Genomic DNA, 11,482 nt, shown 5'->3' on the forward strand with positions numbered 1-11,482 from the left:
GTCCCGCTGCCCGCAGGTGCGAACGAATTTCGTTCGCACCTGCGCGGACGCAGCGGGTGAGTCCCGTGGACTCAGAACTGCTTCGCGGGGGCGGGCGGAAGCGGCTTCACGAACGCGGACGTGCCCCAGAGCGGGACGGTGGAGATCGCGTGCTTGAAGCTCCCGCTCGTCTCCTTCGTGGAGTAGGAGAGGTAGATGAGCGTCTGGTGCGCGGCATCGTAGATGCGGCGGATCTTCATGTACTTGAAGAAGATGCTCTTTGAGCGCGTGAAGATCACGACGCCGTCCTTCGACTTGTCGATCGCGGCGATCATCGCCGGAGTGATGTCGCCCGTCTGGCGGCAGGAGATCGAGCTCTCGGACGGATCGGCGAGCGTCAGGGGCGATTCGATGCTCGCGACGTGGCAGGTGACGCCCGGCACCTCCTGGTCCACGAAGGCGTCGAGCTTGATGTTCTTGAAGGTGAGGAAGCCGAGCGAGACGTCGGCCACCTCGGACTCCTTGGAGCATCCGGCGAGCCCGCCCGCGAGACCGAGGGCGAGCGTGAGGGCGAGGACGGCGCCGCCCGCGCGGCTGAGCTTCGGGGAAATCTGCATCAGAAGGTCACCTTGTCGGGATCCTGGCCGGAGAAGCCGAATTCGGGGAGCGCCCGGATGGCGGCGACGACGTCGCCGGGCATTTCAAAGCCGAAGACGTCGAGGTTCGCGCGGATGCGCTGCGCCGACACGGACTTCGGGAGCGGAAGCGTCCCGGTCTCGAGACAGAAGCGCAGCGCCAACTGCGCGGTGGTGACGCCGAGGCGGCGGGCGAGGGTCTCGAGCCGCGGGTCGTTGAGGACGCGCCCGCACCCGAGCGGGCTCCACGCCTCGACCACGAGCCCGTGGGCGCGCGAGTAGTCCATCACGTCCTGCTGCAGGTACCCGGGGTGGTATTCGATCTGGTTCACCATGGGCTTCACTTCGGCGGCGAGGAGCGGCTCCAAGTGCTGCGGGCGGAAGTTCGAGACGCCGATCGCGCGGATGCGCCCGGCCTTGTAGAGCTCGGTGAGCGCCTGCCAGGTCGCGAGGTTCACCTCGCGCCAGTCCGGGAAGCGCGAGGGCGAGGCGGGCCAGTGGATGAGGTAGAGGTCGAGGTAGTCGAGCTGCAGGTCTTCGAGCGTCTTCTCAAAGGCCTCGAGCGTCGTGCGGTAGCCGCGGGCGCTGTTCCAGACCTTGCTCGTCACGAAGAGATCGCCGCGCTTGACGCCCGAGGCGCGGATGCCGCGGCCGACGCTCTTTTCGTTGCGGTAGATCGCCGCCGTGTCGATGTGGCGGTAGCCCGCTTCGATCGCTTCGCAGACGGCCCGTTCGGCGACATCGTCGGGCGACTGCCAGGTGCCGAAGCCGATGCAGGGAATGCCGACGCCGTTCTCAAGCTTGAAGACGTCGGTGGCGCACTTGAATTCCATGATTTCTTCCTTCTGCAGCATGGGGACGGGCGGAGGGGCGCTCGGGGGAGGCGCCGCGGCTCCCGCCCGCAATGAGTTCCCTGCATTTTGCACGCATCGCGCCCCGGAGCGCTTCCGCCGAAACGAAGGGAAACAGGTTCAGGACGCGCGGCCCGAGACGATCCGCCGGTCGCTCGAAGGCTCATTGAAGCGCCTGCGCACGGACTGCATCGACCTCTACTGCTTCCACCGCGTGGATCCGGCGGTGCCTCTCGAAGAGGTCGCCGGCGTGATGGCGGACCTCATCGCCGAAGGCAGGATCCGCGCCTGGGGGGCGAAGCCGGTCCCGTGACGCTCGCCCGTGCGGTCAAGGTCTGCCGGCCGGCGTCGCTCCAGAGCGAATACTCGATGATGTGGCGCGCGCCGGAAGCACAGATCATGCCCTTCCTCGAGCGCGAGGGAATCGGCTTCGTGCCCTTCAGCCCGCTTGGAAAAGGCTTCCTGATGGGGACGATCACGGCCTCGACCGAATTGGCGGAGAACGACTTCCGACGTGCGGTGCCGCGCTTCGAGAAGGCCAATCTCGAGGCGAACGAGCGTCTGGTCGCCGCGGTGCGCGAACTCGCCGAGGAGAAGAACACCGCGCCCCTCGCAGATCGCGCTCGCCTGGATCCTCGCTCAAGGGCAGTGGATCGCGCCGATTCCCAGCACGACGAAGCCCGGGCGGCTGCGTGAAAACGTCGCGGCCGCCGCGATCTCGATCACCAAGGACGAGCTCGCCCGCTCCCCGGACGCTTCTCGACGCGATTCCCGTCGCGGGCGATCGCTGCCGGCCCGATCACGCGCGCCGCGTCGCGCCCTGATGCGCGCCGGCCTTCGCCGGCAGGGGGGCGCAGCTCCGTTGACGGCGGGCAAGTATTACCTCCGTCCTCCTGCGGGGCGGCCTCCCGGTCGATCGGGAGGCCGCCCCGCGGCGCAATAATCGAGGGATCGAACGACAAACCCAACCCAACCGGACCGCGGCCCGGGGCCACGGGAGCGCCAAGTGCCTCCCGTTCGTCCCGCCCCAAGGTCCTCCTCACCCGGAAGAGGACAGGAAGGAAGAAAATGATCACCCTCTCAGACCGCAGCAGCACCTTCACCGACTCCGTCATCCGCCGCATGAGCCGCGTGTGCGCGAAGTACGGCGCGTTGAACCTCGCGCAGGGCTTCCCCGACTACAACCCACCCGAACCGATGCTCAAGCGCCTCGCCGAAGTCGCCTACCAGGGGCCGCACCAGTACGCGACCACCTGGGGCGCGCAGAACTTCCGTGAAGCGCTCTGCGAGAAGGTGAAGCACTTCAGCGGCCTCGAGTACGACCCGAACTCCGAAGTGGCCGTCACCTGCGGCGGCACCGAGGCGATGATGGCCTCGGTCCTCGCGACGATCAACCCGGGCGACAAGGTCGCGATCTTCTCGCCCTTCTACGAGAACTACGGCGCGGACGCGATTCTTTCGGGCGCCCAACCGATCTTCGTGCCCCTGAAGGCTCCGACCTTCGAGTTTGACGAGGAGGAGCTGCGCAGCGCCTTCCGCGCGGGTGCGAAGGCCCTCATCCTCTGCAACCCCTCGAACCCCTCGGGCAAGGTCTTCACGAAGGCCGAGCTCGAGAAAATCGCGAAGATCGTCAAGGAGTTCGATGCCTTCGTGATCACCGACGAGGTCTACGAACACATCATCTACAAGCCCGCGGTGCACACCTACTTCGCGGCCCTGCCGGGCATGCGCGAGCGCACGATCATCTGCAACTCGCTCTCGAAGACCTATTCGATCACCGGCTGGCGCCTCGGCTACGTCCTTGGACCCGCCGAAGCCCTCGACCGCGTGCGCAAGGTGCACGACTTCCTCACGGTGGGCGCCGCGGCGCCGCTCCAGGAGGCGGCGGTCACGGGCCTCAAGTTCGGCGACGACTACTACGAGGAGCTCCAGGCCGAGTACACGCACCGCCGCAACCTCTTCCTCTCGGGGCTCGACAGCCTCGGACTCAAGTACTTCCGTCCGCAGGGCACGTACTTCGTGCTCGTGGACATCAGCCAGTTCGGCTATGACGACGACTACCAGTTCTGCCTCGACCTCGCTGAGAAGGTGAAGTTGGGCGCCGTTCCGGGCTCGTCCTTTTTCCGCGAACCCGAGCACCGCTACATGCGCCTGCACTTCGCCAAGGGCGACGACCGGGTGCTCGAGGACGCGATCGAGCGTCTGAAGAAGATCTCCATCCTGCAGAAGTAGTCGTCTGCACTGGGTTGAGCGCGGGTTCCGTTCTCCGCACGGAGCCCGCGTTTCTTTTCGCGCGGCGCGGTGGAGGGGAGACGCCCGGATTGCTCCGGGCGCCTTCTTCATCGGACGGGGCCGCCCTGTCAACGCGCTCAGAGGCCGAGCGCGCGCTCGACGTCCTGGAACTGGATGTTCATCGACTGGTAGCCGCCTTCGGCGAGGTACCAGGCCGCGGGGGTGAGATAGACGATGTGGTCTTCCTGCTTCGCCTTCGTGCGGTCGACGATTTCGTTCGCGAGCACGTCCTTCGCGAGCTTGGCGCCTGGGCGGCCGATCGCGCTGTCGCGGTCGAGAACGAAGAAGTAGTCGGGGTTGAGCTTGAGGAGAAGCTCGAAAGAGGCTTCGTTGCCGTGGTTGGCGTTGGCGTCCTGGGCGACGTTCCTGAAGCCGAATTCATTGCCGATGATGGCGCAGCGCGCGGCGTTGCCGAGGAGGTTCACGTGGGCGCTCGTCACGAGCGAGACGAGGCAGGTCTTGCCGGCGGCGGCTGTGCGGATCTTCTCGATGCGGCCGTTGAAGTGCGCGATGTCGGCGGCGGCCTCCTTCTCCTTCCCGAAGATCTTCGCGAGGTTCGTGAGATTGTCCGAGAAGCTTCGGAAGGTGCCCTTGTGGTGGTCGGTCGTCATGAAGATCACCGGGGCGATCTTCGAGAGTTCGTCGTACTTCTTCGCAAGGCGCCCGGAGATGAAGATCACCTCGGGTTCGGAGGCCATCAGCCCCTCGAGGTCGATCTCCTTCAGTGTGCCGATGTTGGTGATGCGGGCGCTCTTTTTGAAGTACTTCTCGAGGTACGGGAGCTTGGTGTTCTGCGTGAGGGCGACCATGCGGTCCGTGAGCCCCCAGTGGTCGAGCGTGTCGAGGACGGCGTAGTCGGCGACGGCGATGCGCTTGGGGTTCTTCGGCACGGTCACCTGAACGGGCTTGTTCGCGCCGTCAAGCGAATCGACGACGAGCGTCTCGGCGCCGAAGGCGGTCGAGGCGGGAAGCGCCGCGAGGGCGAGCGCGGAAAGGGCGGCGAGGCCGGCGGCGCGCCGGGTCATGCGGATGGACATGGGAATCAGACCTCCGGAGAGTGCTGGGTTGCGTATTGGGTTGGAGAGTCAGTGGAAGATGGCGAGGGGCTTGCCGTCGATCTCGTGGATCTGGAACTCCACCCCGTAGATGCGTTTCAGGGTCTCCGGCGTCATCACCTCGGCGACGTTTCCCCAGGCGGCGATGCGGCCGTCCTTGAAGGCGCAGATGAAGTCGGAGTAGAAGGCGGCGAGATTGATCTCGTGGAGCACGAGGATCACGGTCTTGCCGAGCTCGTCGCAGAGCCGGCGGACGAGCTTCATCATCTGCGTGGCGTGGTAGATGTCGAGGTTGTTCGTCGGCTCGTCAAAGAGGATGTATTCGGTGTCCTGCGCGAGGACCATCGCGATGAAGGCGCGCTGACGCTGGCCGCCCGACATTTCGTCGATGAAGCGCTCGGCGAAGGGCTCGAGCTCCATGTAGCGGATCGAGCGGTCGACGATCTCCCAGTCGGCGGCCGAGAGGGCCGACCCAGAGTGCGGGAAGCGCCCGAAGGCTACGAGCTCGCGCACGGTGAGCTTCATCTGCACGTTGTTCGACTGCGTGAGGATCGCGAGGTGGCGCGCCAGCTCCCGGCTCTCCCAGGCATCGACGTCTCGGCCCCGGAATTCGACCGTGCCCGAGGTGCGCGCGATGAGGCGCGAGATCATGCCGAGCACGGTGGACTTGCCGGCGCCGTTCGGGCCGATCATGGAGATCACTTTGCCGTGGGGCAGGTCGATCGAGACGTCGCTGACGACCGTCTGATCCTCGTAGGTCTTGGTGAGGTTCTTGATGCTGAACATGTCCGCTTCCCGCGCCGGATTACTTTGCGGTGAGGATGAGGTAGAGGAAGTAGAGGCCGCCGCCGATCGTCACGAAGACGCTCACGGGGACGCTGTAGACCATGACGTGCTCCACGACGAACTGGCCCGCGCAGAGGATGAGCATGCCCACCAGCCCCGCGCCCGCGATGAGCCACGTGTGGCGGTAGGTCGGCAGCAGCTGCCGCGCGACGTTCGCGGTGATGAGTCCGAGGAAGGAGAGCGGCCCGACGAGCGCGGTCGCGACTGCGATGTAGAGCGCGACGCCTACCATGAGGCGGCGCAGCGTGCGCTCGTAGTCGACGCCGAGGCTCACCGCCTGTTCGCGCCCGAGACTCACGATGTCGAGGATCGCGAGGTCGCGCCGCAGCCACCAGGCGATTGCGGCGAGAAGCAGGATCCCCGGGATGATGCAGGCGAGGTTCACGTTCGTGAAGCTCGCGATGAGGGAGTTGAGGAGCGCGTCGTATTCGTTCGGGTCCATCACGCGCGTGAGCGAGTTCTGCATGCTCGAGAAGAAGGTCGAGAGCACCGTGCCGATGAGGAGCACGTAGAGGACGTTCCCGCCCGTCTTCTGGAAGATCGTGTAGTAGATGAAGGTCGCGATCACGCCCATGAGCACGATGTCCACGGCGAAGGCCATCACCGGGTTCGTCGCGAAGGCGCTCCCTGAGCCGAGGAAGAACACCACCGCCGTGTGGATGAGGAGGTAGAGGGAGTTCATCCCGAGCAGGCAGGGCGTCACGATGTTGTTGCGGATGATCGTCTGGAAGACGATCGCCGCGGCCGAGATCGAGAAGCCCGCGGTCAACATCACGACGAGGCGCGGCGCGCGCAGCCCCATCGCATAGGCGAAGAACTTCGGGTTGACGAACGCGAACTGGTAGAGCGCGCAGAAGAGCAGCACGAGTCCGCAGAGCACGCCCGTCGTGAGGGCGAGGCGCCTGCTGCGGGGCGTCGAGAAGGCTTTGACGAGGACCGGCATTTTCAGAGCGCCTCCCGGGTGCAGACGGATTTCCTGCGGGTGAGGCCGAAGAGCGCGAGGAGCGACTTCCGGTCGAGGCTGCGGCGCCCGAAGCGCAGCCGGTAGAAGATGAGGACGATGAAGATGAGGCTGCCGAGCGTTCCCACGATCAGCTCGATCGGGAGCTCATAGGGCAGGATCACGAAGCGTCCGATCAGGTCGCAGACGAGGACGAAGAGCGCGCCGAAGAGCGTCGTGTCGGCGAGCGTCGCGCGCAGGTCGTCGCCCTTGAAGATCGCGATGAGGTTCGGAACGATGAGGCCGATGTAGGAGATCGACCCCACGACGGTGACCACCGACGCGGTGATCATCGCCGCGATCGAGAGGCCCGCAAAGAGCACGAACGTGTAGTTGACGCCGAGGTTTTTCGAGAAGTCGCGTCCCATGCCGACGATGTTGAACCACTTGGCGTAGATCCACGCGAGGGCGACGAGGGGGACCACCAGGTAGACGAGTTCGTAGTTCCCGCGCAGCACGAGCGAGAAGTGGCCCACGAGCCAGGTCGAGAGCGCCTGCGTCATGTCGAAGCGGTAGGCGAGGAAGTTCGTGGTGCCGCCGATCACATTGCCGAACATGATGCCTACGAGCGGCACCATCACCGGGTCCTTCATCGGCATGCGCAGAATGAACCAGATGAAGATCCAGGTGCCGAGAACCGCCGCGCCGAAGGCGCATGCCGCACGGCCCCAGAGCGTGGAGTCGGGCAGAAAGAGGAGCGCCAGGAGGATGCCGAACTGCGCCGAGGAGATCGTCGCGCCCGTCGTGGGCGAGACGAATTTGTTCGCGCAGAGCTGCTGCATGATCAGGCCCGCGATGCTCATGCCCGCGCCCGTGCAGAGGATCGCGAGGAGTCGCGGCAGGCGCGAGATGAAGAGCACTTCGAGCGACTCCACGTCGCCCGAGAGGAGCGAATGAAGCGTGATGTCGGCCGCCCCCACGAGGAGCGAGGCGGCGCTCACGACGGCCGTGAGCAGAAGAAGAACGACGGTTGACTTGGGCATGAGGACGGAGGCGCCCGGCGGCTCCGTCCGAGCGGAGTCCCAGTCGCCGCAAGGGGAGTGGAACTCCCGAAGACGGTTCAAGTCCGCTCATTCTGCACAAGTTTGGAAGTGAGAATCACTATCGTTACGGTTCTTTGCAACGGGTTGACAAAACTTAACGAACGTTTTGCTGAAAACTCCGTTAATTCAATGACATGAACGTATGCATCGCGTTTGTCCGGGTTAAGAAGTGTAAAGACGTTCCTCCACAGGAAGAATTAGTTCCTTAGGTAAATCTAAGTAAAAACAGTGAATTGCAAAAAAGCAAAATTCTTGGTCGAACTTGTCCATCCATTTTCCGTAAAGAGAAGCATTCCCATTTAAACGGATAGTATGCGGGCTGACAGACAGCCGGATGCGGGATTCCCCGACCTTGAGCAGCCGGTGGTGAAGCGGACGTCCTTCGGGGCGCTCCGCCGTCCCTTCAGATCAACTCAAGGCGTCCGGGAAGGGCGTCCGGTCCCGCACGCAAAGCACTTCCGGGCCGGTCGCGCTTCGGACGTCGACAGCCAAGCACGAAACCACACATGAAACTCGAACGCAAAGCGCTCCTGCTGCTTCCGCTCGCCGCCGCCGTTTCCGCCGCCTGGGCCGACGACGGCTACACCACGCTCGACACCTCGGTCATTTCCGCCGCGGGCTACGCCCAGGACACCCGCGAGGCGCCGGCGAGCGTCTCCGTGATCACGGCCGAGGAGCTCGCGACGAAGCCCATCATCGACATCGGCACGGCCGTGGGCGACGTTCCGGGCGTGGACATCTCCCAGAACAAAATGGGCGCGGCCGAAATCTCCATCCGCGGGTTCGAATCGGGCTACACGGCGATTCTCGTCGACGGCCGCAGGATGAACACCTCCCGGAGCATGGTTAACAACGGCTTCGATCCGGGCTCCGTGATCATGCCGCCCGTGGGCGCGATCGAGCGCATCGAGGTGATCCGCGGTCCCGCCTCGACCATCTGGGGTTCGGACGCCGTGGGCGGCGTCGTGAACATCATCACGAAGAAGCACCCGGAGAAGTTCACCGGGTCGATCCAGATCGAGCGTACGCAGTTCGAAGAAGACGACAAATACGGCAACCGCTGGGGCACGAACGTCTACCTCGACATCCCCCTCAAGGAGGACGTGCTCTCGCTGCAGCTGCGCGGCCGTTGGCAAGACCGCGACGCCTACAAGCTCAGGAAGCCCAATGCGCCGAACGGTAAGAATCCCTACGCGGGCCATTCGCCGACGGATGGCTACACGGGCAATCTCGGCGCCCGGCTCGACCTCACGGTGAACGACGCCAACAGCCTCTATGTCGACGGCGACTACACGCGCTACAAGGGCGGCGCCATGAATTCGAGCAGCAAGTCGGTTCAGACCTACCGCTGGTGGAACAAGTACAACGCCGTGCTGGGCCATCAGGGCAAGTACGACGTCGGCACGCTCGAGACCTATCTGCAGTACAACGCGCTCGAGCAGGTGAAGACCTACGGCAGCAGCGCTCAAGGCGCCGCTCCCTGGACCGAACAGACGGGCAGCCCGATGATGGCGAGCCGCAGCTGGACATTCAGCTCCCGCCTCAATACGCCGCTTGAGTTCGGCGCTCTGGGCTCGATGACCCTGGCCTCGGGCGTCGAGGCGGTCTACGAAACCTTCGACGACTACACCCGCAAGAAGAGCGGGGTAGCCGATCCGCTGAACCTCGATCAGACGACGCTCGCGGCCTACGCTGAGGGCGAATACTTCGTGAACGAAAACTGGATCGCGACCCTGGGCGGGCGCGTGCACTGGAGCGACATCTTCGGCGCGCACCTCTCTCCGCGCGCCTATCTGGTCTACAAGCCCTTCGAAGCGCTGAGCGTCAAGGGCGGCGTGGCGAACGGCTACCTGACGCCGCAGATCAAGAAGCTCACCGACGGCATTTATTCGTATGGATCGAGGGGGTCGGGAGACGCCTACGGCAACCCCGACCTCAAGCCCGAAGAGAGCTGGAGCTGGGAGCTTTCGAGCACGGTTGAGCTCCAGAACCTGGCGAGCGTGACCTTGGGGGTCTTCTGGACGGACTTTAAGAACAAGCTCGCCACCGAAACAATCAACGCTGCGGGCGACACGCGCGACATCAACCGCGGCAAGGTGCGCGCCAAGGGCGTGGAGCTTCTCCTCACCACGGCGCCCTTCCACGGGCTGCGCTTCACGGGCGGCTACACCTACACGCACGCGGAGATCCTGTCGGGCTCACTGGTCGACCGCGGCACCGGGTGGGAGGACTCCAAGCGTCCCAATGAACTTCCGCGCCACTCGCTCACCGCGCGTCTCGACTACCAGTATCAGGACTTCAGCGCATACGTGAAGAGCACCTCGAAGTTCGACTCCGAACGACAGTCCACGAGGGGAGGCGCCAACTGCGACAAGTACAAGAACTACACGAAGATCGACATCGGCGCGACCTACGTTTGGCAGAAGAACCACCACTTCTCCGCGGCGCTCAACAACATCACCGACGTCGGCCTGGAGTGGGTTCCGGATCTGAGTGGCAACGGCTATGCCAACGCCTACAAGGAGTACATCGACGGGCGCAACCTCTGGCTCTCGTACACGTACACTTTCTGAGAACTTGGTTGAGACGTAGATTGAGTCTCATTTAGAATCCGGGCCGACTCTCATCGGCCCGGGGCCAACCAGAAGAAGCGCCCCCCTTCAGGCGCGTCCTCCTAGTGAGCACCCCCTCCATTCCCTTCAGAGACTAGAAACAATGGAATTCATCAAGGAAAGCGTCGACTACGCCATCTTCATCATCCTCGGCGTCATGGGGTTCATCACCGTGTGGCTCACGATCGAGCGTCTTCTCTTCATGAAGAAGTGCCGTCCCGAGGACTACCCGACGAAGGACGCCTACGATGAGGCGCTCACGAACAACCTCACGACGCTCTACATCATCTATTCGAACGCCCCGTACGTCGGCCTTCTCGGCACCGTGATCGGCATCATGATCACCTTCTACGACATGGGCCAGTCGGGCAACATCAACGCCTCGGACATCATGACGGGACTCTCGCTCGCCCTGAAGGCGACCGCACTCGGCCTCACGGTCGCGATTCCGACCCTCATCGTCTACAACGGCCTGCAGAGGAGGATCAACATCCTCTCCGCGCGCTGGAGTGAAGCGCATCAGCACCCGGGGGAAAAGGCATGATCGAGATTCCGAAGAAGGAGCCTCTGAACATCGTCCCCTTCATCGACATCATGCTCGTGCTCCTTGCCATGGTGCTCTCCATCTCGACCTTCATCGCGAAGGGCGAGATTCAGATCAACCTTCCGAAGTCGGAGACCGCAAGCACCCCGCAGAAGGCGAACCAGAATCCGCGCCTCGTGCAGGTCGACGCCGAGGGCGACTTCTTCCTCGACGGCTCGAAGATGTCGAAGGAGGAGCTCTCCGAGGCGATCGCGAACCTGCCGCGTGAAGAACGCGTGCTGCTGCGCATCGACCGCGACTCCAAGTTCGACCGCTTCATCCAGGTCATCGACCTCTTCAAGGCCCACAACCATGAGAACTTCACCATCGCAACGGAAAAAGAAGGACGCTGAGCGCTCGCTCCAGTCGTTCCTTCTCGCGTGCTGCGTCTACGCGCCGTTTCTCTGGGCCGTTCTCTACGTGGCGCCTTCGCTCTCGTACAAGCCTGCGGGCGAGTCGGCGTCGGTGTCGCTCTCCTTCGCGCAGCTCTCCGGCGGCGGCATGCCCGCCGAGGAGGCCGCTCCGGAACCCGTCGCCGAGACGGCGCCTCCGCCCGAGGAGAAGGCCGTCGAGCCCGAAACCGAGC

Annotated in this window: 13 protein-coding genes and 1 pseudogene; 8 read left to right on the forward strand and 6 right to left on the reverse strand. The window is 64.1% G+C overall.

What is annotated here, in order from left to right; all coding sequences use genetic code 11:
- Positions 1-71 precede the first annotated feature (71 nt).
- Positions 72-596 (reverse strand): CreA family protein, encoded by a 525-nt coding sequence (locus tag ACT6Y9_RS04380; RefSeq protein WP_295479326.1) that lies wholly within the window; start codon positions 594-596, stop codon positions 72-74.
- Positions 596-1,447, reverse strand: coding sequence for an aldo/keto reductase (locus ACT6Y9_RS04385; protein WP_443743630.1), 852 nt, complete (start codon positions 1,445-1,447; stop codon positions 596-598). The genes ACT6Y9_RS04380 and ACT6Y9_RS04385 overlap by 1 nt, the downstream gene beginning before the upstream one ends.
- Here ACT6Y9_RS04385 and ACT6Y9_RS04390 point away from each other — a divergent pair.
- The 4 genes from ACT6Y9_RS04390 to ACT6Y9_RS04405 all read left to right on the forward strand — a co-directional run bounded on the left by ACT6Y9_RS04390 (position 1,446) and on the right by ACT6Y9_RS04405 (position 3,697).
- Positions 1,446-1,778 (forward strand): aldo/keto reductase, encoded by a 333-nt coding sequence (locus tag ACT6Y9_RS04390; protein WP_295479320.1) that lies wholly within the window; start codon positions 1,446-1,448, stop codon positions 1,776-1,778. The genes ACT6Y9_RS04385 and ACT6Y9_RS04390 overlap by 2 nt on opposite strands.
- Complete coding sequence (locus ACT6Y9_RS04395; RefSeq protein ID WP_443743631.1) at positions 1,775-2,161, forward strand: aldo/keto reductase; 387 nt, start codon at positions 1,775-1,777, stop codon at positions 2,159-2,161. The genes ACT6Y9_RS04390 and ACT6Y9_RS04395 overlap by 4 nt, the downstream gene beginning before the upstream one ends.
- Positions 2,127-2,408, forward strand: a complete 282-nt coding sequence (locus ACT6Y9_RS04400) for a hypothetical protein (protein ID WP_443743636.1) — start codon at positions 2,127-2,129, stop codon at positions 2,406-2,408. The genes ACT6Y9_RS04395 and ACT6Y9_RS04400 overlap by 35 nt, the downstream gene beginning before the upstream one ends.
- 125 nt (positions 2,409-2,533) lie before the next feature.
- On the forward strand, positions 2,534-3,697 hold the full coding sequence (locus ACT6Y9_RS04405; RefSeq protein ID WP_295479314.1) for a pyridoxal phosphate-dependent aminotransferase: 1,164 nt from the start codon (positions 2,534-2,536) through the stop codon (positions 3,695-3,697).
- Positions 3,698-3,834: 137 nt separating this feature from the next.
- Here ACT6Y9_RS04405 and ACT6Y9_RS04410 read toward each other — a convergent pair whose 3' ends face one another.
- Genes ACT6Y9_RS04410 through ACT6Y9_RS04425 form a run of 4 tightly spaced genes read right to left on the reverse strand, consistent with a single transcriptional unit; the run spans position 3,835 to position 7,641 of the window.
- On the reverse strand, positions 3,835-4,794 hold the full coding sequence (locus ACT6Y9_RS04410) for a siderophore ABC transporter substrate-binding protein (protein ID WP_295479312.1): 960 nt from the start codon (positions 4,792-4,794) through the stop codon (positions 3,835-3,837).
- Positions 4,795-4,842: 48 nt separating this feature from the next.
- Positions 4,843-5,598, reverse strand: a complete 756-nt coding sequence (locus tag ACT6Y9_RS04415; RefSeq protein WP_295479309.1) for an iron ABC transporter ATP-binding protein — start codon at positions 5,596-5,598, stop codon at positions 4,843-4,845.
- A gap of 19 nt (positions 5,599-5,617) precedes the next feature.
- Positions 5,618-6,601 (reverse strand): iron chelate uptake ABC transporter family permease subunit, encoded by a 984-nt coding sequence (locus ACT6Y9_RS04420; RefSeq protein ID WP_443743632.1) that lies wholly within the window; start codon positions 6,599-6,601, stop codon positions 5,618-5,620.
- 2 nt (positions 6,602-6,603) lie between these two features.
- A complete protein-coding gene (locus ACT6Y9_RS04425) occupies positions 6,604-7,641 on the reverse strand; it encodes an ABC transporter permease (protein ID WP_443743633.1) in 1,038 nt (345 codons plus the stop codon).
- 566 nt (positions 7,642-8,207) lie between these two features.
- Between ACT6Y9_RS04425 and ACT6Y9_RS04430 the strand changes: the two genes are divergently transcribed.
- From ACT6Y9_RS04430 to ACT6Y9_RS04445, 4 genes and pseudogenes are all read left to right on the forward strand, one after another.
- Positions 8,208-10,274 (forward strand): TonB-dependent receptor domain-containing protein, encoded by a 2,067-nt coding sequence (locus tag ACT6Y9_RS04430; RefSeq protein ID WP_443743634.1) that lies wholly within the window; start codon positions 8,208-8,210, stop codon positions 10,272-10,274.
- A gap of 142 nt (positions 10,275-10,416) precedes the next feature.
- The gene (gene exbB, locus ACT6Y9_RS04435; RefSeq protein WP_443743635.1) at positions 10,417-10,857 is read left to right on the forward strand and encodes a TonB-system energizer ExbB; all 441 of its coding nucleotides are present in this window, start codon (positions 10,417-10,419) and stop codon (positions 10,855-10,857) included.
- Positions 10,854-11,249 (forward strand): TonB system transport protein ExbD, encoded by a 396-nt coding sequence (exbD, locus tag ACT6Y9_RS04440; protein ID WP_295479294.1) that lies wholly within the window; start codon positions 10,854-10,856, stop codon positions 11,247-11,249. The genes exbB and exbD overlap by 4 nt, the downstream gene beginning before the upstream one ends.
- Positions 11,209-11,482 (forward strand): annotated as a pseudogene (locus ACT6Y9_RS04445) (energy transducer TonB); the annotation flags it as partial. The gene exbD and the pseudogene ACT6Y9_RS04445, both read left to right, overlap by 41 nt.

This window comes from Sutterella sp. (assembly GCF_052272535.1).
Taxonomy (GTDB): Bacteria; Pseudomonadota; Gammaproteobacteria; order Burkholderiales; family Burkholderiaceae_F; genus Sutterella.